Source organism: Winogradskya consettensis (assembly GCF_018332715.1).
Classification (GTDB): Bacteria; Actinomycetota; Actinomycetes; order Mycobacteriales; family Micromonosporaceae; genus Actinoplanes; species Actinoplanes consettensis.
In genome coordinates, this window is the sequence record NZ_BOQP01000003.1 from 118,365 (window position 1) to 143,402 (window position 25,038).

18 protein-coding genes are annotated in these 25,038 nt (G+C 71.0%); 9 read left to right on the plus strand and 9 right to left on the minus strand.

The window, feature by feature from the left end; all coding sequences use genetic code 11:
• The first annotated feature begins 6 nt into the window (after window positions 1–6).
• Both Aco04nite_RS02450 and Aco04nite_RS02455 read left to right on the plus strand, forming a co-directional pair.
• Window positions 7–1,095, plus strand: coding sequence for a helix-turn-helix transcriptional regulator (locus tag Aco04nite_RS02450; protein ID WP_212995549.1), 1,089 nt, complete (start codon window positions 7–9; stop codon window positions 1,093–1,095).
• Window positions 1,092–1,250 (plus strand): hypothetical protein, encoded by a 159-nt coding sequence (locus Aco04nite_RS02455; RefSeq protein ID WP_212995550.1) that lies wholly within the window; start codon window positions 1,092–1,094, stop codon window positions 1,248–1,250. Before Aco04nite_RS02450 ends, Aco04nite_RS02455 begins: the two co-directional genes overlap by 4 nt.
• On the opposite strand, the gene Aco04nite_RS02460 is transcribed toward Aco04nite_RS02455, so the two are convergent.
• Window positions 1,237–3,429, minus strand: a complete 2,193-nt coding sequence (locus Aco04nite_RS02460) for a carbohydrate-binding protein (RefSeq protein WP_212995551.1) — start codon at window positions 3,427–3,429, stop codon at window positions 1,237–1,239. The two genes, Aco04nite_RS02455 and Aco04nite_RS02460, sit on opposite strands and share 14 nt — an antisense overlap.
• A 104-nt stretch (window positions 3,430–3,533) precedes the next feature.
• On the opposite strand from Aco04nite_RS02460, the gene Aco04nite_RS02465 reads away from it, so the two are divergent.
• The 3 genes from Aco04nite_RS02465 (at window position 3,534) to Aco04nite_RS02475 (ending at window position 9,791) form a co-directional block, all read left to right on the plus strand.
• A complete protein-coding gene (locus tag Aco04nite_RS02465) occupies window positions 3,534–6,254 on the plus strand; it encodes an ABC transporter permease (protein ID WP_212995552.1) in 2,721 nt (906 codons plus the stop codon).
• On the plus strand, window positions 6,251–9,169 hold the full coding sequence (locus tag Aco04nite_RS02470) for an FtsX-like permease family protein (protein WP_212995553.1): 2,919 nt from the start codon (window positions 6,251–6,253) through the stop codon (window positions 9,167–9,169). The genes Aco04nite_RS02465 and Aco04nite_RS02470 overlap by 4 nt, the downstream gene beginning before the upstream one ends.
• Window positions 9,170–9,293: 124 nt before the next feature.
• Entirely contained in the window at window positions 9,294–9,791 is a 498-nt protein-coding gene (locus Aco04nite_RS02475) for a hypothetical protein (RefSeq protein WP_203836592.1), read from the plus strand.
• Window positions 9,792–9,799: 8 nt separating this feature from the next.
• Here the strand turns inward: Aco04nite_RS02475 and Aco04nite_RS02480 are convergent, their stop codons facing one another.
• The 5 genes from Aco04nite_RS02480 to Aco04nite_RS02500 all read right to left on the minus strand — a co-directional run bounded on the left by Aco04nite_RS02480 (window position 9,800) and on the right by Aco04nite_RS02500 (window position 14,204).
• On the minus strand, window positions 9,800–10,447 hold the full coding sequence (locus tag Aco04nite_RS02480) for a response regulator (RefSeq protein WP_212995554.1): 648 nt from the start codon (window positions 10,445–10,447) through the stop codon (window positions 9,800–9,802).
• A complete protein-coding gene (locus Aco04nite_RS02485) occupies window positions 10,444–11,694 on the minus strand; it encodes a sensor histidine kinase (protein ID WP_212995555.1) in 1,251 nt (416 codons plus the stop codon). Before Aco04nite_RS02485 ends, Aco04nite_RS02480 begins: the two co-directional genes overlap by 4 nt.
• Window positions 11,695–11,719: 25 nt before the next feature.
• Window positions 11,720–12,532: an ABC transporter permease gene (locus tag Aco04nite_RS02490; protein ID WP_212995556.1), complete on the minus strand. Its 813-nt coding sequence runs from the start codon at window positions 12,530–12,532 to the stop codon at window positions 11,720–11,722.
• A complete protein-coding gene (locus Aco04nite_RS02495) occupies window positions 12,532–13,443 on the minus strand; it encodes an ABC transporter ATP-binding protein (protein WP_212995557.1) in 912 nt (303 codons plus the stop codon). Before Aco04nite_RS02495 ends, Aco04nite_RS02490 begins: the two co-directional genes overlap by 1 nt.
• Window positions 13,444–13,559: 116 nt before the next feature.
• Window positions 13,560–14,204 carry an NADPH-dependent FMN reductase gene (locus tag Aco04nite_RS02500; protein WP_212995558.1) on the minus strand — a complete coding sequence of 215 codons (645 nt, stop codon included), beginning with the start codon at window positions 14,202–14,204 and terminating at the stop codon, window positions 13,560–13,562.
• A gap of 87 nt (window positions 14,205–14,291) precedes the next feature.
• Between Aco04nite_RS02500 and Aco04nite_RS02505 the strand changes: the two genes are divergently transcribed.
• Window positions 14,292–14,756 (plus strand): MarR family winged helix-turn-helix transcriptional regulator, encoded by a 465-nt coding sequence (locus Aco04nite_RS02505; RefSeq protein WP_212995559.1) that lies wholly within the window; start codon window positions 14,292–14,294, stop codon window positions 14,754–14,756.
• 55 nt (window positions 14,757–14,811) lie between these two features.
• Here the strand turns inward: Aco04nite_RS02505 and Aco04nite_RS49485 are convergent, their stop codons facing one another.
• From Aco04nite_RS49485 to Aco04nite_RS02520, 3 genes are all read right to left on the minus strand, one after another.
• Window positions 14,812–17,895, minus strand: coding sequence for a fibronectin type III domain-containing protein (locus tag Aco04nite_RS49485; protein ID WP_212995560.1), 3,084 nt, complete (start codon window positions 17,893–17,895; stop codon window positions 14,812–14,814).
• Between the two features lie 82 nt (window positions 17,896–17,977).
• Window positions 17,978–18,829, minus strand: coding sequence for a sensor histidine kinase (locus Aco04nite_RS02515; RefSeq protein WP_212995561.1), 852 nt, complete (start codon window positions 18,827–18,829; stop codon window positions 17,978–17,980).
• A complete protein-coding gene (locus tag Aco04nite_RS02520) occupies window positions 18,813–20,990 on the minus strand; it encodes an ATP-binding protein (protein WP_212995562.1) in 2,178 nt (725 codons plus the stop codon). The genes Aco04nite_RS02515 and Aco04nite_RS02520 overlap by 17 nt, the downstream gene beginning before the upstream one ends.
• A gap of 150 nt (window positions 20,991–21,140) precedes the next feature.
• Here Aco04nite_RS02520 and Aco04nite_RS02525 point away from each other — a divergent pair, with 150 nt between their 5' ends.
• The 3 genes from Aco04nite_RS02525 to Aco04nite_RS02535 are packed head-to-tail and all read left to right on the plus strand — an operon-like array spanning window position 21,141 to window position 24,955.
• Window positions 21,141–21,389, plus strand: a complete 249-nt coding sequence (locus Aco04nite_RS02525; RefSeq protein WP_212995563.1) for a hypothetical protein — start codon at window positions 21,141–21,143, stop codon at window positions 21,387–21,389.
• Complete coding sequence (locus Aco04nite_RS02530; protein ID WP_212995564.1) at window positions 21,386–22,594, plus strand: acyltransferase family protein; 1,209 nt, start codon at window positions 21,386–21,388, stop codon at window positions 22,592–22,594. Before Aco04nite_RS02525 ends, Aco04nite_RS02530 begins: the two co-directional genes overlap by 4 nt.
• A 42-nt stretch (window positions 22,595–22,636) precedes the next feature.
• Window positions 22,637–24,955: a glycosyl hydrolase family 28-related protein gene (locus Aco04nite_RS02535; protein WP_212995565.1), complete on the plus strand. Its 2,319-nt coding sequence runs from the start codon at window positions 22,637–22,639 to the stop codon at window positions 24,953–24,955.
• Window positions 24,956–25,038: the final 83 nt, after the last annotated feature.

The following is a 25,038-nucleotide window of genomic DNA, read 5'->3' on the forward strand; positions in this document are numbered from 1 at the left end:
GAAACGATGAGAATCGATGGAGTGACGCGTACCCGGGTACCCCTGGGCGCCGCCGTTCCGTCCCTGGTGCGCTGGGGACTGTCCAGCGACGCTGATCTCGTCTTCCGCACCCTGACGACCTTCGGCTCGCGCACCGAGCGCACCCTCGCGGTCGAGCTCGGGCTGCCGGCCCGCCGCACCGCGGAGGCGCTCGCCGAGCTCCGCGAGTGCGGCGCCGCTGTCTCTACCACCGAGGCGCGTGCCATGAGCCGGATCTGGACCTCGCGCCGGCCCGCCGTCGTGGTGGAGCTGCTCCGCTCCCGGCAGCTGCGGCCGATGGACCCGGAGTCGCGCGTCCGCAGCCACCGCGGGATCATGACCGCCCTGCGGACCTCCGGGATCGCCGCTGCCCTCCCCGCGACGACCGTTCCCGGCCTGCCGGGTGACTTCGCCGACGGCATGCGCTATCTGTCCAGCCGGGCGGCGGGCCGGATGCGTCTCGCCGAGGTGGTCGGGCAGGACATCCACGAGCTCTGGACGATGAGCCCCGATCAGTCACCCGACGCCGAGTCGGCCCGGGCGGCCGCGCCGGTGGACGCCGCGCTGCTCGACCGGGGCGTGCGATGCCGTCTGCTGCGCCCGCCGCCCGCCGACGGCGACCGGCTGGACGTCAGCAGTCACCTGGTCAACGGCACGTCCTACCAGTGTTACGACTCCGACGAGGTGCCGCTGCGGATGATCATGGTGGACCGGCGGGTGGCGTTCATCCCGGCCGATCCGCGCGACCTCGAGCGTGGCTATTTCGAGTTCACCGGTCCCGCCGTCGTGGACGCCCTGGCCGGTCTCTTCGACCGGCAGTGGAGCGCCGCCGTCACCCAGCAGCAGGCACTCGTCGCCCCGATCCAGCTCTCGGAACGGGAGCACGCGTTGATCGCCCTGCTCGCGACGGGGCACACGGATCGGACCGCCGCCGATATCCTGACGATCAGTCCTCGTTCGGTCACCAACATGCTGCGCGCGCTGATGGATCGTCTCGGCGTGGAGAACAGGTTCCAGCTCGGTCTCACCCTCGGCGCCCTGCGCGTCGTCACCCCACCGATGAACCCGGAGTCATGATGCGTTCCCGTCTGATCCTCGTCGCCGTCGCGGTTCTCGCCGTGCTGGGCATCGCCTTCGTCGCGACCACCACCTCCCCCGCGCCCGCGCGGGACAAGAGCCCCGTCACCGCCGTACGCTCCGACGACCCCTGGAACTGCCTCACCTGTATGTGAGGGGCGACAGCCGGAAGTAGTCGAGGTTGAAGCCTCCGGTCTCGCAGTGGACGGTGACGAGCTGGTCGCCGGCGGCCAGCTCGACCGTGGTGTGCAGCGACTGGTAGGACGCCCAGCCCCCGGTCGCCGGCACGGTCACCGTGGCGAGAGTGGTGCCGGTGGCGCCGGTCGCGTCGCGGAAGGAGACGGCGTCGACGGCGTCCGTGCCGGAGCCGTTGGCGGCGCGCAGTTCCAGGTCATAACGGCCCGGCTGCGCCACGTCGACCCGGAATTGCAGCCAGTTGCCGGCGGCGGTCCAGCCCACGTTCTTTCCGCCGCTCGCGGAGGCGGTGTTCTCGACGAAGTTCGCGCCGCCGTCCGTCCAGCCGTGCTGGGCGGTGTAGGCCTCGGCTTCAACGCGTACGCCCACGGGAGCCCCGTGCGGTTCCACGGTGACGTGCACCTTCGCCTCGGCCCGCGCACGTCCGTCGGTGGCGTAGAACGTGAGGTCCTGTGATCCCGCCGCGACCGGGGTCAGCGTGACGAGCCCGGTGCCGGCGTCCACGCTCACGCCCGGCGGCAGGTCGACGGCGTAGTAGGAGAGCCCGTGGGTGCCGCGCAACGAGAACGTCGTGGTTCCGTACTGCTGGGCGACGACCTCGGCGGGAGCGGCGAGGACCGGCGGGTGGCTGTGCCCGGTGGGCGGGTTCTGGGTCCAGCGATAGGTGGCGTACGCCCCGGCGGGCACCTCGGCGACGAACGACTTTCCGGCGACGACGACGCGTACGCGAGCGGCGGCCGGGTTGCTGTTACCCACCACGGCGACGTAGGAGTTCCGGTCGCGGAATACGACGTTGCTGATGCCGTGGCCGGGGGTGCCGGACTCTACGCGTACATAATCAGGGGTCAGGTATTTGGCGAACTGGCCCATCGCATAGAGCTCGTTGCGCACCGAGAACGTGCGGGTCGTGGTGTCGACCTTGACCAGGCGATCGGGCCATTTGGTGGTGCGGCCGATCTCGTCCCAGTCCACATTGTTGTCCCGCTTGTCGGTCCAGTGCAGCGTGCCGCCGTCCTGATCCGTGGTCTGCGCCCACATGACATAGGAGCTCGCGTCGAGCCGGAAATAGTCGAGAATTGTCGCCGGGCTCAGATCGCTGGTCTCGGTCAGATGTACAGGCTTGCCGTACTGCTCGTACGCGTCCCGCATGACCTTAGGGTCGCCCCAGTATGGATGAAACGCTATGGCATCGGCCGCGCGCAGGGCCTTAGGGTCATCGAAGATCCGGTAGTAGTTCTTCGTCGCGGTGCTGTTCGGGTCCCGCCAGTCCCAGAAATTGAAGTCGTGCACATAGAGGTCGGTGCCAAGCCGCGCGGCGGCGAGTTCCCGCTTGATCGCGACGGAGAGCTTCTGCTGCTGGGCCACGGTGATGTCCATGGCCGGGTAGACCACGTCCATGCCCGGCTCATTGAGCAGGGTCAGAGCATCGATCCGAATTCCCTGCTTCGCGTACGCCTGCAGGTATTTGACGTAGTACCGCGCGAACACGTCGATGCAGTCGTCGCGCAGTTTGCCGGCCTGGTAGTAGGAGCTCGTGCTCCCGGGCAGCAACGCGACCTCGCCGGTGAACTGGTTGTTCGTCTTCATCCACGCCGGGGCGCTCCAGGCCGAGGCGAAGAACGTGGCCCGCGGGTTGTAGCGCTGGATGAGTTTGACGGTGTCGACGATGTGCAGGTCGAGGTCGCGCTGGATGGAGAAGTGCCGCAGCGGGAAATCGTCGCTCACTCCGGTGGGGAGCTCGTCGTAGGACCAGAACGGCAGGTGCTCGATGAGGTCGGGGCTGCCGATGGTGAGCCGGAAGCGGTCGAGCCCGGCGCCGGTGCGCGGGTCCACGAGCAGCCGGATCGCCCGGTCCCGCTCGGCGGGTGTGAGCTTCCACAGGTTGGACACACTTGTCTCGTCGAGCGAGAAGCCGATCCCCGAGTAGCGCTGCCGTGGCTGGCTCGGGTCCACGACGACCGTGGCGTCGGCGGCGGTGTCGCTGTTCTTGCCGAGCCAGGTCGCCGGCAGCGGCTGCCACGAGGTGTTGCCGGCCGAGTAACTGCCGAGCACCAGCTCACGGCGGTGTGCTTCGGCCGGTGCGGCAGCGGAGGCCGCGGCCAGCACGGTCACCAGGGCAACGGTCAGGGATCGCCTCACGAGGCCTCCTCATTGACATCGACGGACGTCGACATAAAAGAAGACTTACTATCCGGCGCGGTTAAGTCAAGATCTGACTTAACCGAATGGCAATGTGGAGTCCGATGAGTTCAGAGGTCTTCAACGCGATCCGAGCCCGTACCCCGCAGACCGCCGCATTGTTGATCATCGCCGCGCTGCTCGCCGCCGCGGCCGCCGCCGGTCCCTGGTACGCCCTGACCGTCACCACCCGTGCCGCCACCACGGTCGTGGAGTCCGCGCCACCCGAGCAGCGCACCGTCACCCTGCACAGCTCGATCCCGATCAACGGCGACCCGGCCCGGGCCCTCGACGACTTCGCGGGTGTCGCCGGCGCCGCACTGCCCGTCCCCGGTGCCCGTCCGGTGCTCGGCCTGAGCCGCGACAAGCTCGCCTACCGAGCCGACTTCTGCTCGACCGCCCGACTGACCGGTACGTGCCCGCAGCGGGCCGGCGAGGTCGCGATCGGCGCGGCGAACGCGCAACGGCTGAACCTGAAGGTCGGCAGCGAGCTGAGCGAGCCCGTACGCCTGCGCGTCGTCGCCATCTACGAACCGGGCAGCGACACGCTCTACACGTCGGCGGCCACGTTCGCGGATCCGCGTCTCGCCCAGGCGGACGCCACCTACACCGTGCCGCTGCCGGTCGCCGCCGTGCGCGGGGACGACGGCTACGACCTGCGCCGGGTCATTGCCCGCGCCGCCGAGGGCGCGAAGGTCGACAACGCCACGGGCCCCCTGCTCGACGCCGTCGACGACGAGCGGGCCACGATCCGGCGCGGCGTCCTGATCGCCCTCGCGCAGGTGCTGGTGCTCGGCTGGCTGACGGCCGGGCTGGCAGGGCGTTACACCGGGCGCGAGCGTCGGGCCGACGCGGCGCTGCTCAAGCTGCGGGGCGGCACCCAGTTCGGGGTGCTGCGCCTGGCGCTGGGCCAGCATCTGCTGCCGCTGCTCGGCGGGGCGATCGCCGGTGCGCCCCTCGGTGTGCTGGCCGCGTGGCTGCTGTCGGGCGGGGCACCCGTACGAGCGGAGCTGGGTTCAGCACTTGGTCTCGGAGCCGCCGCCGTCGGTGCGGCCATGCTGATCGCCCTGGTGGTGCTCGCGGTGGTCGACCTGGTGCTGGCGCGGGGGCCGGTCGCGGTCCTGCTGCGACGCGTACGCGTGGGGCGCCGCGACTGGCGCGGGGACGTCGCCGACCTGGCGCTGATCGTGGTGGCCGCAGGTGCGGTGGTGCAGGCGCGTTCCAGCAGCCCGGACAGCGGCGTTGGTTCGGTCGCCCCCGCCCTGGTCGCGCTCGCCGTGGGGCTGGTGCTCGCGCGGCTGTTCGGCCTGGTGGCGGATCGCGCCGGCGGGGTGGCACTGCGCGCCGGGCGGCTGCGCTCGGGCCTGACCGCGGTGCAGGTCTCCCGACAGCCCGGCACCGACCGGGTGTTCGCGCTGGCCGTCGTCGCCGTGGCGCTGGCCGCGACCACCGCCGGAGGTTTCGCCGTGGCACGCACCGAGCGGGCCGATCGGGCCGCGCAGGAGCTGGGTGCCGCCCGCGTTCTCACCGTCCAGGCCCCGACCGTGACCAGCCTGCTGTGGGCCGTCCACCGGGCCGACCCCGGCGGGAAGCAGGCGCGGGCCGCCCTGGTCGACCGGTCGGCGAGCCCGCCGCTCGTCCTGGTGGAGAACAACGGCGTCGCCGCTGCGAGCCTGCCGCTGATCACCGGCACGTCGCTGAGCCTGACGGAGCGTAACGGCCGTGCGGTCCCGACCGACCTGACCCTGCTGGTGCAGCACGAGGCCACCGGGCTCATCGCCCGCGTCCGGTTCCCCGCGGCCGCGCCGGGTGAGCACACGGTCGAGGCAGCCGTCCCGGGCTGCACCGCGACGCCGGGCTGCCGCCTGGTCCGGTGGCAGCTGACCAGCCCGTCGACCCCGGACGGTCGTCGCATCCCCGGCACGGTCACCATCCGCAGCCTCGCCCAGCGCGGCCCGGACACCGCGATCGCGGGTGCCGCGCAGCTCGCCGACCCCACCCTGTGGCGGACCGACTTCACCGGCGTCTCGCTGGCGATCGGCACCACGGCCGCCGGGCTGTCCATGACACCCGATCCGGGCCCGAACGGGGTCACGGGCGACTCGGTCTATGCCGCGGACAGCCGGCTCCCGTTGCCGGTCGTGCTGGCCGGCAACGCGCCGAGTGTCTGGCGGCTGGCCGACCCGGCCATCATCGGGATCGGGACCCAACCCCTGCCGGTCCAGGTCACCGGCACCGCACGAAGCCTGCCCGTGGTCGGCGCGAGCGGCATCCTCGCGGATCTGGACGCTGCCCGGCGGGTCGCGGGTGAGTCGGAGTTGCGGGGCGAGGCACAGGTCTGGCTCACCGCGGACGCCGATCCCGGCATCGTCACGGCGCTGCGGGCCGCAGGCGTGACGATCCTGGGCGAGGACACCACCACGGCGCGCGCCGAGCGGTACTCGCGGCAGGGGCTGGCTGCCACCGGACGGTTCGCGCTGTTCACGGTCGTGGTGGCGGTGCTGCTCGCGGCGGCGATGATGGCTGTCGCGGCCGTGGTCGACCGCGGACCGCAGACCGATCGGTTGCGCTCGCTGCGCGCGCAGGGCCTGTCGTCGCGTACGGCGTTCACCATCTCGTACGCCGTCCCAGCCGCCCTCGCCCTCGCATCCGTCCTCGGTGGAGTGATCGCGGCGCAGGTCGCCGTACCCCTCGCCGGTGCCGCGCCCCCGTGGCTGCCCGCGATCCCCGCGGCCCTCGTGGTGTTCGGCCTGACCGCCTGGATCTCCGCCCGGAGCCGCTCATGATCGCGCTGGTGCTGTCCATGGCGTGGAGCCGGCGTGGGCAGGCGTTCACCGTCGCCCTGCTGGCGATGCTCGGCGTGGCCGCAGCCGTGGCCGCACCCGCCTACCTGCGCGCGGCCGACCGTGCCGTGGCCGCCGGTCAGATCGCGACGGCGACCCCCGCCGAGCGCGGCGTCAGGATGAGCACGGTCCAGCAGGACGCCGGCGGCGAGGCCGCCCCGGTCCAGGACGTCACGTTCAACGACGCCGGCCCGGCACTGGTCGACCTGCCCGGCTTCTCCTACGCGTACTCCGCGGAGTACGCGACCATCGGCATCGAGCGCGACGACGAGTTCCGCACCAGGTTCGTCTTCCGCCAGCAGGCCTGCGACCACCTCGTCATGCGCAGCGGGCGGTGCCTGGCGAGCGAAGGCGACATCGTCCTCGGCGAGCACACCGCCGACCGGCTCGGCCTGCGCGCCGGCGACTCGATCACCCTGTCGTACGCCGTCTTCAGCAGCAATCCGGACGTCCGCAAGTACGTGGCCCGGGGCGCACCCAAGAAGTTCTTCGTCGCGGGGATCTACCACGTCGCGGATCCGGGCGACGCCTACTGGGGAACGCACGGCTACTTCGCCGCGGATCCGGGCGGCTGGCCCGGCGAGCCCGCGTTCGTCGGCAACCCCACGATGGTGGCGATGGACCGGGGCAGCGTCCAGCTCTTCATCGACGGGATCGCCGGCCCGGACGCGCTCGACGTGGACGGCCTGCCCGCGCTGCGCTCCGGGCTCGCGTCGCTCCAGCGGGCCATCCAGGCGGCGAACGGCGGGGTCACGCTCAGCACCGCGCTGCCCGACCTGCTCGACCGGATCGACGCGGGCCGCTCGTCGGCCCATCTGATCGTGCCGGTGCTCGCCGTCCCGCTGATCGTGCTCGCGTGCCTGACCATCTTCCTCGCCGTCAGCTCCGGTATGGACGCCCGCCGCCCCGAACTCGCCGTGGTCGCCCTGCGCGGCGCCCGCCGGGGTCAGCGCTGGTGGCTCGCGACCGGCGAGAGCCTGGTGGCGATCGTGGCCGGCGCCGTCGCGGGCTGCTTCGCGGGCCAGCTCCTGGTCAACGCGCTCACCGCCGAACGCTTCCCCGGTCTCGGTGCGGACCCGGGACTGGCCTCCCTCAAGTACGCGCCACTGGCCACGCTGGCCGCCGCCCTCACCGCCGTGATCGCCGCGCAGCGTCACGTCCGCACCCCGGCCGCCACCCTGATTCGTAGCGCCTCCGGAGGCAGCGGCGTGGCGGGCACGATCGTGCTGGACATCGCCCTCGCCCTGCTCGCGGCCGCCGCCGGAACGCAGCTCGCCGTCTCCGGCGGGACGCTGACCGGGGTCGGCACGTTCGCTGCGGCGCTGATCCTGATCGCGCTGTCCCGGCTCGCCGCGTGGGCACTGCTCCCGGCCGCTTCCTGGTACGCCGCCCGTTCCCTGCGCCGTGGCCGGCTCGGCGCCGCCCTCGCCGGATACCACCTCTCCCGGCGGCCCGGCGCGGCCCGGTTGTTCGCCCTCGTCACCGCCGCCGTGGCGATCGCCGGCTATGCGGCCTGCGCCAACGGCACCGCCGCCCGTGATCGCGAGGTCCAGGCGGGCCTCGGCACCGGAGCCGACCGCGTCCTCACCGTCGCCGACGTCACCCGTCGACAACTGCTCACCGCGGTGCGGACGGCTGACCCCTCGGGGGCGTACGCCATGGCAGTGATGTCCTTCCCGGACACGCCCGCCCTCGCGGTCGACACCACCCGCCTCGCCACCGTCCCCACCTGGCCGGCCGGCGCCCCGGCCCCGAAGACGGTCGCCGCTGCCCTGCACCCGCAGTCCGCCCCGCCGATCACCCTGACCGGCGCCGACGTGGTTCTAGAGGTCACCGCCGCCGGCTTCCCCGCCGGCCAGAGCCCCCGGCTGAGCGTGACGTTCGACGACTCGGTGGTGACGGTCGGCAGCATGCTCCCGGGCCGGCACACCTACCGCGAACGGGTCTCGGCGTGCACCGACGGCTGCCGGCTCAGCGTCATGAAGATCGTCGGCAGCTACGGCACCCTCGACACCGCGGGCACGCTGACGGTGAAGCTCCCCGGGGTCAGCGCCCTCGGACCGTGGCGCAGTTCCGAGGGCGGCTCGGTGACCGTCGGCGCGGACAGCCTGCGGATCGGTGTGCAGGGTCTGGCGGGTCTGCCGAACGGCGTACGGATCCGGCCCGCCGACACGCCCTACCCGCTACCGGTCGCCGTCGCGGGCCGGTCGCCCGGCCCGACCCTGCCCGGTCTCGACGGCAACACCTTCCCGATCACGCCCCGGGCCACGCTGCCGGTGATCCCCGGCCTCGGCGCGACGGGGACGCTGACCGACCTCGAATACGCCGACCGGCTGGCCGTCGACCCGGACACCACGGCCAGGGCGCAGGTCTGGCTCTCCGCCTCGGCGCCGGCCGGCATCAAGGCCGAACTGCAGGACGCGGGAATCGCCGTCACCGCCGACATCCGCCAATCAGAGGTACGCACCCAGCTCGGCAACGAGGGCCCGGCGGTCGCTCTCGAGTTCGCGCTCCTCGCGGGGATCCTGGCCGCTCTGCTCGCGGCGGGCGCGCTGATCCTCGGCAGCACGGTCGACCGGGCTGATCTTGCGGCGCTGCGGGTGCAGGGGCTGAGCCGTGCCGGATTGCGGGCGGTGACGCTCTGGGCGTACCCACTGCTTGTTGTGGCCGCAGTCCTGACCGGGACCGGCATCGCCCTGCTGACCTGGCAGCTGACCGGCTGGGCCCTCCCGCTCGCGGAGTCGGCCTTCCCGCTCCCGCACTGGCCCGGATTTACGGTGGTCGCGCTGACAGCTCTCGCGGCCGGCCTGCTCCTGACCGCCACGGCCGCCCTGACCAGCAGAAGACGAAACGCCTGAGGCGGAATGGCAGGTGCATTCGGACTGCCATCGCGACTGTGAAGCTGGTCTATGAGTCCTGCGGCCAGGTTATCGTCGCAGCATTGGTTCAAGGGTGGGGTGGCGCGCAGGAAGGTGACGATCAATGCTGGTTCTGATAGCTACGGTCGTCGGAGTGATCGGTGTCCTGGCGTCCCTGGCTTTCAACGGCTGGCAGGCCACGCAGCTCCTGAAGCAACTGCGGCTGCAATGGTCCATGGCGGGATTGAGCGGTACGCATCAACCGATAGAGCTGCTCCATGGAATTCTGCGATTCTTCTACGAGGATCCCTCCTTGCGGCCATATTTCTACGAGGGTAAGGCGCTGCCTGCCGTGGGCGATCGACGGTCGCAGGTCCTGGCCGTCGGCGAGATGTTGGGGGATGTGCTCGAAGTCGGACTGTTTCACAGCAGGGAGATCGAGGCGGCAGCTAATCATGAGGATTGGCTGGATTATGCGACGTTCCTGATGGAGAACAGCCCCACTCTCGATCACCTGGCTCGCGCTCACCCGCGGTGGTACCCATTGCTGGTTCCCCTTCTTCGTGACGTGCCGAAAGACCTCAGCGGCCCCGAAGGTGTGCAGGTCGGCGCGGAGACGTGATGCGCCGCTCAGCGCGGTTCGACGAGGCCTTTGTCGTAGGCGAAGATGACGGCCTGGATGCGGTCGCGGGCCTCGATCTTGGACAGGACGCGGCCGACGTGTTTCTTCACCGTCGACTCGGTCAGGACGAAGTGCTGGGCGATCTCGGTGTTGGTCCAGCCCTGGCCGATAGCGACCAGCACCTCGAGTTCGCGTTCGCTGAGCGATTCCAGGCCTTGGCCGGCCGGTGCCGGCTTGCTCTTTGTGTACGCGTCCATCAGCCGGCGGGTGAGGCTCGGCGCGACCACGGCGTCGCCGGTCGCCACGGCTCGGATGCCGGCGAGGAGTTCGTCGGGGCGGGCGTCCTTGAGCAGGAATCCGCTGGCGCCCGCGCGCAGGCCCGCGTACACATATTCGTCCAGGTCGAAGGTGGTGAGGATGAGGACCCGGGTGCGGTCACCGGCGGCGGTGATGTGGCGGGTGGCCTCGATGCCGTCCATGCCGGGCATGCGGACGTCCATCAGCACCACGTCGGGCCGGAGCTCGGCGGTCATCCGGACGGCCTCGGCGCCGTTGCCGGCCTCGCCGACGGGGTCCATGCCGGCCGTGCCCTCCAGCAGCATCCGGAAGCCCATCCGCTGCAACGGCTGGTCGTCGGCGATCAGGACGGTCGTCATCGGTCCTCCGGGGCGGGGCGGTTGTGCAGCACCACGTCGACCAGCCAGCCACCCTGGTCACGGGGACCGGCGACGACCTCGCCGCCGTAGAGACCCGCGCGTTCGCGGATCCCGACCAGGCCGTGGCCCGGTTCGCCGGCCGGCCCCTGGGGGTACGCCGACCCGGTGTCCGTCACGCTGATCCGCACCGAGCCATTGTCCTCGTCGACCAGGACCGTCGCCGAGGTGTCCGTGCCCGCGTGCTTGAGGGTGTTGGTCAGCGCCTCCTGGACGATGCGGTAGATCGTCAGCTGGACGCCGCCGCCGAGGTCGCGCACGTCGCCGGAGGTGCGGTAGCTGATCGCGGGGCCGGCCGCACGCACCCGGGCGATCAGGTCGTCCAGGTCGGCGAGGCCGGGTTGCGGGCTCAGGCCGTCCTCGTCGGTGGGCTCGCTGCGCAGCACGCCGAGCACCCGGCGCAGCTCGCCCAGCGCCTGCCGGCCGGTCTCGCCGATCAGCCGCAGCGGCTCGCCCGAGCGTTCACCGCGGCTCTCCGCGAGCACCGCCGCGCCGTCCGCGAGCCCGATCATGACCGCGAGGTTGTGCCCCACGATGTCGTGCATCTCCCGGGCCACGCGGGAGCGCTCGGTCGCGGTGGTGAGCCGGATCCGCTGATCGCGTTCGACCTCCAGCCGCGTTGCCCGATCCTCCAGGGCTGTCAGGTACGCACCCCTCGTCCGCACCACCAGACCCAGCGACGCCGCCGCGGTGGTGGTCCCGAGCAGCAGGAACAGGCCGACCAGCCCCCGCTCGAACGGCACGAACCGCAGGACCGCGAGGCAGAGATCGAGGGCCAGGACGCCGTACGCCCACGCCAGGGCCCGTAATGATCCGTACGCGGCGACGCTGTAGATCCCGATGAGCAGGCTGATCCCGGACTGGAGCCACACCCCGAGCCCGAACTGCACCAGCGACACCGCCACGATGGCCCCGAACGCCGTGACGGGCCGGCGCCGGCGCCACCACAGCGGCAGGATCATCCCGGCGGTCAGCGCGATCAGCGCCCACACCGGCAGGTCGGCCTTGCCGAGTTCGCCGAACGGGCCCTGGTCCCGGCCCCCGGCCACCAGGTCGTGCACGCTCGCACCGGTGACCAGGAGCATCAGGGCGAGGTCCAGCGCCCACGGCCGTCGCTCGTCGGCGCGTTTCAGCCAGCCCTGGGCAGCCAGCAGCCGGGCCTGTGCGTTCGTCGCGGCGGAATCGCTCATCGGGACCATTGTCGCGGCTCCGGACTCAGACGTCAGTCTTGACCAGCCGATAGGCCGCCCCGGCGAGGGCGACCGCGACCCAGCCGGCGAAGACCGCCAGACCCGTCCACGGCCCGAGCGAACCCGACGACTCGTGCAGGGCCATGACCGCACCACCGGCGTTGCTGGGCAGGTAGGGCGTGATGTTGTCGGCCCACGAGTCGGGCAGCAGACCGGTCAGGCCGGGGACGATGAGCAGCAGCCCGACGAGCACCGCGATGCCACCGGCGCTGGACCGCAGCAGCATCCCGAGCGCGACCCCGAAGACACCGACCAGCCCGAGGTAGAGACCCGCGCCGATCAGGCTGCGCAGCACCCCGTCGCCACCGATGCCCAGCGCGATCGCCTCGCCGCTGATCAGGGGAGAACCGAGGACGAAGGCGAGCACGGCACCGATGGCGGTGACCAGGAACGCGACCACGCCGAAGATCAGGGTTTTGGCCCAGATCAGCGGCAGTCGCGTAGGGATCGCGGCGATGGTCGCCCGGATCAGGCCCGTCGAGTATTCGCCGGCGGCGATCAGCACGCCGAGGACGCCGACGGCGAGCGACGCGAACGTCGAACCGGCCAGCGCCAGACCGACCGCGTTCGAGGCATCCGTGCCGGGCGGCCCGGGCGCCTCGGCCGCACCGGGGGTGAAGGTCAGGGCGGCGATCACCCCGATCGCCACGAGCAGCAGCAGGGAGACGCCCAGCGTGATCCAGCTGGAACGCAGCGACCAGAACTTGGTCCATTCCCCGGCGACCACACCGCGGAAGGTGAGGCGGTAGCGGACCGGGGTGGCAGCGTGGGTGGCCATCAGGCGGCGACCTTTCCGTACTCGACGGCGTCCCGGGTGAGCTCCATGAACGCCTCCTCCAGGGACACGGCGCGGGAGCTCAGCTCGTACAGCGGGATGTTGTTCCGGTTGGCGATCTCCCCGACCTCGCGGGCGCTGAGCCCGGAGACCTCGAGCTCGCCGTCGGCGCTGGACGCCACGCTGACCCCGGGGCCGGCCAGCACCTGCCGCAGCCGCTCGGCCGCATCGCTGCCCACCCGGATCCCGGCACCGATCCCGGCCTCCTGCACGAGCGCCTCGACGCTCGTGTCGGCCAGCAGTCTGCCCCGGCCGATGACCACCAGATGATCGGCGATCAGCGCGGTCTCACTCATGAGGTGCGAGGAGAGCATCACCGTACGGCCCTCGGCGGCCAGCCCGGAGAGCAAATTGCGCACCCAGAGCACCCCCTCCGGGTCCAACCCGTTGACCGGCTCGTCGAGCATGACCACGGCCGGGTCCCCGAGCAGCGCCGCCGCGATCCCCAGCCGCTGCCCCATCCCGAGGGAGAACGCCCCGACCCGCTTGCGGGCGACAGAGGTCAGACCCGCCAGCTCGATGACCTCGTCCACCCGGCGACGCGGGATACCGTTCGTCTGGGCCAGACCCCACAGATGGCTGTACGCACTCCGCCCGGGATGCACCGACTTGGCCTCCAGCAGCGCCCCGATCTCGTGCAGCGGCGCGGCATGCTCGGCGTACCGCTTCCCGTTCACGGTCACGGACCCGCTCGTGGGCGCGTCCAAGCCGATGATCATGCGCATGGTGGTCGACTTCCCGGCGCCGTTGGGCCCGAGAAAACCGGTCACCTGCCCCGGTTTCGCGGTGAAGTCGAGCGCGTCGACCACGGTCTTCGTGCCGTACCGCTTCGTAACCTGCCGCACTTCGATCACAGTGCCGCCTCCCTCGTTCGATCCTGGGATCAACGCTAGGGAGGCGCACCGCCCGAACCTTGGTACCGCGGGAGGCAATCCGCAGGATCAGTGGTACCGGGGTACCACTGACTTTCTCAGGGCTTCCGGAGTGCCATGAGGGCCGCTCGTGCCCGGAGCTGGCCGGGGACGAGTTCGCCGCCGGCGCGGGCCTTGTCGAGGGCCGCGGTCCACCAGGTCAGGTCGTCGAGCATGATCTTCAGGGCGGCGCTGGTCATCGGGTTGACCGGCTGGCCCTGGTCGTCGAACGCGTCGTTGACGAACGGCAGCACGGTGGCGTTGCGCAGGGGGACGGCCTCGGTCTCGACGAACATCTGGGCCAGGTGCTCGATGGAGCGGATGCCGCCGCCGATGCCGGCGCTGTAGCCGACCGTGGCGACGGGCTTGTTACGGAAGCCGAAGGACAGCCACACGCTGTCGATCGCGTTCTTCAGCACGGCCGGGACGCTGTGGTTGTACTCCGGGGTGACGATGAGGAACGCGTCCGACTCTTTCACCTTCTTGTTCCAGGCGCGCACGAGCGGGTCGGAGTAGGTCGGGTCGGTGATGTCGCCGAGGGTGCCCGGGTGCTCGCCGAAGATCGGCAGCGGCCATTCGCGCAGGTCGGCCAGCTCCACGTCGAAGCCCTCCTGGGCCTGCGCCTGGGCCAGGACCCATGGCACCACCCGGTCGGCCGCGCGGGTGGGGCGGGTGCTGCCGACGATTACCAGAAGCTTCGCCATCGGAGTTCTCCTCAGTTGGAACGACAAGTAGTTAACGCAGCATACTGTACGCGGCATTAACTGTCTGTGGCATGTAATGTATACCTCGTGGAGGAACTCGCACACGACTGCGCCGTGGACATCGACGGGCCTGTCGAGGACCTCGCCGCCGGTCTGATCCAGCTCACCCGGCTGATCCGCGGGATCTACCGGCGCACGGCCGAGCGCCACCACCTGACCCCCGTCCAGGCGAAGCTCCTCTGCGGCCTGCTGGACGGCCCACGCGGCATGGCGGTGCTGGCGCAGACGTTCGGCGTGGAGAAGGCCGCCCTCACCGGCCTCATGGATCGCACCGAGAAACTCGGGCTCGCCCAGCGCTCACCCGTCCCCGGCGACCGCCGCGCCCTCCAGGCCACCCTCACGGACGCCGGCCGCGCCGCGGCCCAGGCCTTCAACGCCGACGTCACCGCCGAAATGGGCAAACTGACCGAGCACCTCGGCCCCGACACCAGCGAGCAACTCCGCGCCACGGTGACGGACATCCTGGAGCGACACCGGGCCCACTCCGCCTAGACAGCGAGCAGGGCCGGAGCTCGTGAGCTCCGGCCCTGCCTCAGTTACCGGTGGATCAGAACTTCTTGTTGAGGACGAAGGCCCAGTAGATGAGCGTCGTCGACTGTGCCTGGGTCAGGGCCGGCTTCTTGCCGATGCTGGAGAGCAGGACCTTGGCGATGTAGATCAGGAACTGGTGCTTGTTGAGGGTGGTGTCGAAGTCCTTGAGGGACGCGGCACTCGCGGTGGGCAGGTACTGGTGGGTGAGCTGGATCAGCCAGGCGACCGTGGGCTCGACCGTGTAGGTGACGGTGACCGGGGCGGCCTTGTTGCCGGCCTTGTCGACGCCGCCGGCGCAGAGGATCGTGTGCAGGCCCTTGTCGTTGGTGGTGTGGGTGATGGTGGCATCGGTGGCGATGCCCGAGCCGGTGTCGGTGGTGCGGCAGGACACGGCCGGGGTGGCCTCGGCGCCGTAGGCGGTGCCGCTTGCGGCGCCCAGGATCGTGGTGACCGGGGCGGTCTTGTCGACGTTCAGGCTGACCGTGGTGGTGGTGCTGTTGCCGGCCTTGTCGGTGGCGATGCCCGGGACGCTGATCTGTGCGCCTTCGGTGGTGACGGTGACGTCGGCGGGGCAGGTGGCGACCGCGGAGCCGTCGTCCGTGCAGGTGAACTTCACGGTCGGGGCGGCGGTGTACCAGCCGGCGTCGTTCTTCGTGCCGTCGACCGTCGCCTTGATCTGCGGGCCGACCAGGTCGACGCTGACCGTGACGCCGGCGGTGGTGGCGTTGCCGGCCTTGTCGACCGCCGTGCCGGTGACCCGCTGGTTGGCGCCGTCCTGGGTGACCGTCGCGTCGGACGGGCAGGTGGCCAGGCCGGAGCCCGTGTCGGTGCAGGTGAAGTGGACGGTCGGGGCCTTCTTGAACCAGCCGTCTGTGGTGGCGTCGCCGACGATCGCGGCGGTGATGGCCGGCGCGGTCTGGTCGACGTTGACGGTGGCGGACGCGGTGGCGGTGTTGCCGGCGGCGTCGACCGCGGTGCCCAGGATCAGCTTGGCGGCGGTGTCGGCGGTGACCGGCACGTCGGCGGGGCAGTCGGCGATGCCGGCGCCACCGTCGTCGGTGCAGGTGAAGTGGACGGTCGGCGCGGTCTTGTACCAGCCGTCGGCGTTGGCGTCGCCCGACACCGTGGCGGTGATGACCGGCGCGGTCTGGTCGACGCTCACCTTGACGGTGGTGGTGGCCGAGTTGCCGGCCGCGTCGAACGTGGTGCCGGTGACGGCCTGGCCGACGCCGTCGGTGAGGACCGTGCTGTCGGCCGGGCAGCTGGCGATGCCGGAGCCGCCGTCGTCGGTGCAGGTGAAGTGGACGGTCGGGGCGGACTTGTACCAGCCCTTGTCGTTGGCGTCACCGATGATCGACGCGGTGATGACCGGGCGGGCCTGGTCGAGGTTGAGCTCGACCGTGGCGGTGGCGGTGTTGCCGGCGACGTCGGTGGCGGTGCCGACGACCTTGCGGCCCGAGTTGTCCATGTTCAGCACCCGGTCGGCAGGGCAGTCGGCGATGCCGGAGCCCACGTCGGTGCAGGTGAAGTGGACGGTCGGGGCGATCTTGTACCAGCCGTCGGCGTTCGGCTCACCGATGATGGTGGCCTTGATGACCGGGGCGGCCTGGTCGATGTTCAGCGTGACCGTGGCGGTCGCCGTGTTGCCACCCTTGTCGGCCGCGGTGCCGGTGACCTTCTGGGCGATCGCGTTGAGCGTGACCGGGGTGTCGGCCGGGCAGGTCGCCAGGGCCAGGTTGTCGGCGCAGGTGTAGTGGATGGTCGGCGCCGAGGTGTACCAGCCGGCCGCGTTCTTCGTGCCGATGACCGTCGCCGAGATGGTCGGCGCGATCTGGTCGACGCTCAGCATCAGCGTGGTGGTCGTGGTGTTGCCGGCGGTGTCCACGGCGGTGCCGCTGAACCGCTGCAGCAGGCCGTCCTTGTCAGCGGTGATGTCGTCGGGGCACTTGGCCACGCCGCCCTCGTCGGTGCAGGTGAAGTGCACGGTGACCGGCGTCTTGAACCAGCCGCCGCTCGGCTTGGCGGACAGCGTCGTGGTGATGGTCGGCGGGGTGCGGTCCGCGCCGGAGCTGACCGTCGTGGTCGTGGTGGTCTGCGTCGGGTCCGGCGCCGGGGAAGAGGCGTCGGTGGCCGGCGTGCTCGCCGTGGGGGCCGGCGTCGGCGTCGCGACCGGGACCTGCGCGGTCCAGATCGGTACGGAACCGGTAGCCGCGCCGCTGCCGCCGTTCGCGTTGTACGCCTTGACCTCGATGATCCAGCTCTTGGCGGTGTCGAGCTTGAGCGTCCCGGACGTGGCGGACGCGTCCACCTTCAGCGAGCCGGTGATCTTGGACTCGCCATAGTTGACCAGGTAGTACGTCGGGGCCGGCCCGGTGGTCGGAGCGGTCCAGACGACCTCGACCGTGCCCGGCGTGTCCGCGCGGCGCTGCACGACCAGGTCGGTCGGGTTCGACGGCTTGAACGCGCTCATCGACGCCTTGGCGGTCAGACAGGAACCGAAGTCGTTGATCGCGGTGAGCGAGAGGCTGTAGGTCTTGGAGGCGTCGATGTTCTCGTACCGGAACGACGTGTCGAGGCTGGTCGTGTCGACCAGGACGACGTTGTCGGCGGTGCGGGTGAAGACGACGTGGTAACCGGTCACCGGGCTGTAGCCGGGGGAGGACGGGGTCTTCCACGACGCGGTGGCCGTGGTGCCGTCGTCCTCGCGGCCGGTGACCATGCCCGAGACGTAACCGGGAGCGAGCGGCTTGAGCGTCCAGTTGCTCGTGAGGGCCGTGTTGCCCGCGGCGTCGGCGGCGCCCACCTTGATCTTGTAGGTGGTGCACTGGTTGGGTGCGGCGACCGCGTACGACAGCGACGTCGACGGCACGCTGATCACCGTCTCGACATCGTCGGCCAGCACGTCGACGACGTAGTGGTCGGCGTCGGCGACGGCCTTCCACGCCACGTTGATCTGGTGCACGTCGTCGGCCGCGCGGGCCACGCTCCAGCTCTTCGGTGCGGCAGGAGCTGCAAGTGCCGCCATGGGCGTACCGACGGCGGTCGCCGCCACGCCCACCGTTGCGGCGCCCACCAGGGTGAGCAAACGCCTCATGTTCATCTGGCCTCATCTCGTTCGAGCAATTCGACTGGTAGATCGGCCCGCTGTCTCAAGCCGGTCTCAAGCCGTGTTCTGGGAAAGATCAGGAGTGCGCGGAGCTCTTGAGTGCCGGTAGCTGGTCGCTGACGACGGCGACCGGGAGGGTGAACCAGATCCGGGCGCCGCCGCGGAAACCCGGGTCGGCGCCGATGGTGCCGCCGAGCCGTTCCACGATCCGCCGGCAGATGGTCAGGCCCAGACCGGTCCCCGGGTACGCGTCCGGATGCGCCCGGTGCAGCTCCCCGAAGATCGCCTCGTGCTGCCCGTCCGGGATCCCGACACCGTGGTCGGTCACCTCGACCCGCACCATGGCGTCCTCGCCCACCTCGGCCACGATGTGTACGCGCGCCGGCTCCCCGGGCCGCACGTACTTCACCGCGTTGCCGATCAGGTTCTCCATCAGCCGCCGCAGCATGCCGTGGTCGCCCTGGACCGGGGGCAGCGGTTCGCGGGTGATGTCCGGTACCGGTCGCGGACCGACGCCCGGGCGGGGCAGCTCCATGGCGCGATCGGCGATCACGTCGTCCACCAGCGCGGTCAGGTCGATCGCCGTCAGGTGCAGGCCGGCCCCGCGTACGGTGGAGTATGCGAGCACGTCGTCGATCAGCCGCGTCATCCGGTCGGTGCCCCGGTTGATCTCCGCCACGAAGTCGTCGTAGTCGTCCGGGCGCGGGTAACCGACGTCGAGATGGGTGAGCAGCTGGGCGTACCCGCAGATGCCCGCGAGGGGCGCCTTCAGGTCGTGGCTGATCTCCCGGGAGAAGGCCTCGAGGTCGGCGACGGAGCGGCTGAGCTCGCGCACGGTGCGCTCGAGCTCGGCGTTGCGCTGCCGCTCGCGTGCCAGTTCGGCGTGCACGTCCGTGGCGGCGGCCGGCGTCTCAAAGTTGTGCGGCACGCTGTGCTCCTTCGTCCCCGGCGAGGTAGCCGGCCATCACGCGGACCGTTCCGGCCACCGCGTTCTCCACGCTCTCGACCAGACCGGCCAGCTCTTCCTCGCTGGTACCGGCGATCGCGTTCCGTTCGATCAGTGCGCACGCCTCGGCGAGCGGGTCCGCCCCCAGCAGCGCGCTGGACGATTTGAGCGTGTGCGCGGTGGCGCGCAACGCGTCGTGGTCCCGGTTGCGCAGCGCGTCGGCCAGCGCCGTGCGCCGCCCGTCGAGCTGTGCGAGGAAGGTGTTCACGGTGATCTCGACCAGTGCCCGGTCCTCGAGCTGCTGCTCGAGTTCGTGCAGCTTGCTGAGGTCGACCGGGTCCGCCTGGGCTTCTTCCTCGGGTTTCGTGAGGTAGGGCTCCAGCGCCGCCCGCAGATCGGGCAGCGTGATCGGCTTGCTGAGGTGGCCGTCCATCCCGGCGGCGAGACAGCGTTCCTTGTCGCCCTGCAGCGCCGTCGCGGTGAGCGCCAGGATCGGCGTCAGCGAGCCGGCACCGCGGATCTGCCGGGTGGCTTCCAGCCCGTCCATCCGCGGCATCTGAAGATCCATCAGGACCACGTCGTACGCCGTCCCGCCCAGCACCTTCTCCGCGGCCTCGGCGCCGTCGGCCGCGGTGTCGCACTCGACACCGAGCAGCTGGATCATCCGCTTGAACACGGTCCGGTTGACGTCGTTGTCCTCGGCGAGCAGCACCCGGCCGCCGTCGAGCTTCGGGACGGTGACGGGTGCGCCGCGTACGCCGGTGCGTTCCTGGTTGAGCGTCGCGACCAGCCGGGCCAGCACCAGGGGCGCGGTGAGCACACCGGGTTTACGGACCAGGCCGGTGCGCGGGTCGGTGGTGCTGATCATCAGCGCGCGCCCGTTCGGGCCGAGCGCCCTGGAGACCAGCTCGGCCCGGTCCACCGCTTCAGGGTCGTGCGCGTCGTCGCACCAGATCACGGTGTCCACTCCGGACACGCCCGCGGTGACCTCGGCGAAACGGGCCGGCGTGGGTTCGGCACCCGCACCGATCAGCATCCAGAGCATCGCCTGCTCGGACCGGGGCGAAGGGGCGACGACCGCCACCCTGCGCCGGGCCAGCGGTGTCGGCGCCGGCCGGCCGGGCTGCTCCTGCACCGGCTCGTAGGGCAGTCGGATCCGGAACTGGGAGCCCTCACCCGGCTGGGAGAGCACGTCGATGGTGCCGCCCATGCAGGCGACCAGCCGGGCGGCGAGCGCGAGCCCGAGCCCGGCGCCCTCGTGCCGGCGGTTCGCCGACGAGTCGGCCTGCACGAACGGCGCGAAGATCCGCTTGCGGTCCGGTTCGCCGATACCGGGGCCGGTATCGGCGACCGTGATCAGGTACGCGTCCGAGCCGTCACGCGCGGCGGTGACCACGACCTCGCCGGAGTCGGTGAACTTGACGGCGTTGCCGACCACGCAGGTCAGCACCTGGCGGAGCCGGTCCACGTCGCCGATCACCGCCGCGGGGAGGTCCGGCGCGGGCGTGGCGAGCAGCAGGATCCGCTTGCTGCGGGCCTCCTGCTGGAGCGGTTCGATGATGCCTTCGAGCAGCGGGCGCAGCGGCACCGGCCCGCGCTCGACCTCCAGGCTGCCGGTCTCGAGCCGGGCCAGGTCGAGCAGGTCGTCGGTGAGCGTCTTCAGCGCGTGGACCGAGCGGTGCACGTTGTCGACGACCTCGCGGACGTCCTGCTGCAGGTGCTGGGCACGCAGCAGATCCATCGTGGCGACGACGGTGGTGACCGGGGTCCGGATCTCGTGCCCGAGCAGGGCCAGGAACTGCGACTTGGCCTCGGCCGCTCCGTCGCCCTCCGAGCGTGACTGCTCCACGCTCACGAGCCGACGTGGAGAACCGCAGTCACTCTCCAGGTACGCGACCCGCAGCGTGCCCCCGTCGCACTTGCAGGGCAGCTCGGTGGCCGGGTCCACGCGGGTCATCGTCCGGACCGCGGACAACAGCTCCTCGTGGGCCGGGCAGCTTCCCGGTGCCGTGGCCAGCACGGTGCCCTCGGGGGACAACGGTGGCGCCCATCTGCCGTTGGCGACCAGGACACGGCCATCCGTGTCCACGATCGCCGCCGGCCCGGGCAACGCCTCGACCAGCGTGCGTGCCGCAAATCCCATGCGCTGACCTCTCGGGGAGCAGGTCCTTCGGGGGAAGGTCCGTGCCATGAGACTCGGGCGTCCCGGTCAGCGACTGAGGCAGCTTCAGGTAGCGAGTTGGTTGCATTCGGTAAACCTCAAGCCGTGGCCGTCCCCGCCGATGGGTGAGTCATGCAGACCCGGCACCGTCATCGCCGCCGGCTCGCGCTGACGGCGCTGGCCGACCGGATCTGGCGGCTGCCCCTGGGCCTGGCGGCGGCGACGTTCGCCATCTGCGGGCCCGCGCATGCGCTCGGGCACACCGACTTCGTCTACTACGCGGTCCTGATCGGCCTCGCGCTGAGCGGTTTCGCGCTGCCGTTCGGCCTCATCGGCCTCCGCCATCAGCCCGCCGATCCTCCCGGAGGAACTGCTCGATGACCCACGCCGTTCGCACCCCTGACGGCGTCGCGGCACCCCCGCGGCGTGGCCCGCACCGGTCGCTGAACGCCCTGCGTACGGTCGCTGCGGTCCTTGTGGTCATCTACCACCTGCGGACGTTGCTGTTCGTGCCGGAGGCCGACGGTCCGCTCAACGAGATCCTCTACACGGTGACCGGGCTCGGACCCGCCGCAGTGGTCGTCTTCTTCGTGCTGAGCGGCTACTGGGTCGGCGGCAGCGTGCTCTCCGGCTTCCGCCAGGACCGTTTCCGCTGGTCGACCTATGTCACCGCGCGGCTGAGCCGGCTCTGGATCGTGCTGGTCCCGGCGATCGTTCTCACCGCGCTGCTGGACCACCTCGGCCTCGCGCTGCTGCCGCACACGTCCATCTACCTGGGCGACATCGCCTACCACCACACGGTGCCGGCGGGTGACCTGGCCGGACGCCTCGACGCCGGCACCGCGCTGGGCAACCTGGCTTTCCTGCAGACCATCGCGCTTCCGACGTACGGGACAAATGCCTCACTGTGGTCGCTTGCGTACGAGGCCGCGTTCTACGCGATCTTCCCGCTCGCTCTGTATGCGTGGAAGGGCCACGGACTCGGCCCGCGCGTGTTCAACGGCGCCCTCGCCGTCGCCATCTGCGTCCTGGTGGGACCGAAGGTGCTCATGTACCTGCCGGTGTGGCTGATGGGGGCGGCGGTGGCCATGTTCCGTACGCGGATCGGCGCCTTCCTCGACGCCCGCAGCGCCGCACACCTGGCCACGGCCCGCGCCGTCGCCGTCGTCCTGGTCGCGGGCGCGATGGCCGCCACCCATGCGAGCTACAGCGGACGCAACGTGCTGTTGCTCGCCGGCACGACCACGCTGCTGCTGATCGTCCTCGTCCGCGACGTCGCCTGGTCCGGGCTGCCGGGGCGTGTGCTCACCGCGGTCTCCGCGTACGCCGAATCGTCGTACTCCCTCTACGCGATCCACCTCCCGATCGCCGCGATGACCGCCGCCCTCCTCACCCCGGCCGTCACGAACCGCTGGGCCCCGACACCGGCGCACTGGCTGAGCCTGCTCGCGCTCACCGCCGTACTGATCGCCCTCGGCTGGGCCTTCGCCTGGTGCACCGAACGCCACACCGACCGCCTCCGCAAAGCCGCCGACCGCTTCATCCGGTCCGGCACCCACCGCGCCCGCGTCCAGGGCCCGTCATAGGAGAAGCATTTGCCGAAGTCCCCCCGCTCCGCCGTTCTAGGTATGGCACTGCTTTCCACCCTTGCCACCCAGGTGGTCTTCACCTCCGCCGGCCAGGCCGCAACCCCCGCGGCCGCCGGTTACTCGCTCGCCCCGGCCTTCGGCGACCCGACGCTGACCGCCGCGGACTGCGCGGCCGACCCGTCATGTGTCGTGGCCGCGGTGCCTCGTGGGAACGGGCTGGACGACTGGTCCGCCCTGATGGCGTCGATCGTGTCGGCGGCGGGTAGGGCGACCTCGGCCCAGCCGTCGACCGTCTTCCTGCCTGCCGGTGTCTACTCGCTGACCAGGCCGCTGCGCCTGCCCCCGAACGTCAACCTGCGGGGCAGCGGGATGACCGCGACCACGCTGACGATCGCCGCGGGAAGCCACGCCAACTTCAACTACTCCTTCCTCGTACGCCCGGACGACACCACCGTCGCGAACAGCACCAACCTCGTCTCCGATCTCGCGGTGAACGGAAACTGCAAGGTCGGCGCGGGCCTCACCAGCGACGCGGTGCCTCCCTCGGTGACCTGTGACCACGGCGCGGGCGACAGCGCGGGCGGCGGCATCAAGACCGGTGACCGGTGGACCGTCGAGCACGTCCGCTTCACCAACCTCGAGTACTTCAAGCTGTGGGTGAACAGCACCACCGGCGTACGGACCCTGGACAACCGGTTCGACAACCTGGGCGGTTCGGGCTCGGGTGCCGAGGACAACATCGGTGGAGGTGGCTTCGCGAGCGACACGGTGGTGACCGGCAATCAGTTCGACGCCACCGAGCGCGGCAACAGCCTCGACTTCACGAACGCGCGGGGGCTCACGTTCACGCGCAACGTCGTCTACACCGACCCGGCGATGCTCACCCGCTACGACCGGGACGACAACGGCTCGCTCTACCTCGAGGCGGTGACCGACTCCACGATCACGGACAACGTCTTCAACGGTGGCCACATCGTGCTCAAGAGCAACGCCGGTTACACGCCCACCGGCAACAACAAGAACGTCACCAACCCGGCCCGGATCGTCGTACGCGGCAACCGCATCACCGGCTCCTACGGCGCGGGCATCACCGTGACCTACACCGACTACCTCGACGCCGACGGCACCACCGGCCGCGTCGACGGCGCGGTGGACGCCTCGGACACCACCAACCACACGCTCTGGTCGGGCGGCGGCAACGTCATCTCCGACAACGTGATCGACAGTCCCGCGGAGTCCGGTGTGCTGGTCTACGGCTGCTACGAGGCGGCCAAGAGCGTGGCCGACACGATCGCAGGGAACACGGTCAGCAACGCGGGCACGGATGGCTCCAGCAGCTACAGCACGGGTTGCGGCACGTTCGAGACGGTCGGTGTCGGACTCTCGATCGGCAAGGGCGACGCCGTCTACGGCAACGTGGTCACGGGTGCCGCCGGCGCTCCGGGCGTCTCCGGTGCCTGGTACGGCATCCAGATCGGCTCGCGTACGGCCAAGACCGTTCCGGCCGGCACGGTTCTCACCGACCCCACGGGCACCTATCCCGCGAACCGCTCCGACAGCGTGGTTGTCGGCCCGTACCGGTACGGGCGGGGCACCCCGGAGTCCCCGGTCGTGGAGACGGGTGTGCGGACGCCCGGAGGTGCCGCGCTGACCTGGCGTGAGTCGACCGCGCTGAGCGGGGTCCCGGTTGTCGGCTACCGCGTCTACCGCGCCGGTGTCCTGGTCGCTGATCTGCCGGTGGGCAGTGCCACGATCCCCGGCAACCTGATGTCCGAGGAAGCCGCCACGCTCGAAACAGGCCTCGGTGGCTGGACGGCCGTCGCCAAGTCGACGGTCTCCCGGACGACCGGCACGGCAGCACCCGGCGTCGGCGCCTCGTCGCTGGCGATCACGGCGGGTGCGGCCGGTCAGATCGGTGCGAACGGCCCGATGACCCCGGTGACGTCGGGCCAGACGTACGCGGCGGTCGCCTCCTACCGCGCCGGCGCCCAGGCGACCGGTCGTAAGGCCCGCACCGGCGTGGTGTGGCTCGACGCGTCCGGCACGGCGATCTCGTCGCGCCTCTTCACCGCCAACACCGCCACCGTCGACGCCACGGACCGCTGGACGACCAGCTCGTTCACCGCGCAGGCGCCGGCGGGAGCGGCGTACGCCCGGGTCATCTCGGCCATCGACAGCGCCGCAGCCGGCGAGATCCACCTGATGGACCGGATCGGCCTCGTTGCCGGCGCGGCCACCGAGGGCTGGACCGACTCGGCGACGCCCACGGGGACCGCGACGTATCAGGTCGTGGCGGTCCAGAGCACGAGCATCGCGGGCAGTGAGTACTCCATCCCGGTAGGCGTGCGGGTGGGCTGACGATCACCGTGGCGCCGTCCTGCCTCAGGATGGCGCCGCCCTGGTCGATCAGGACAAAGGGGTCTAATGACGGCTCCCGCCGG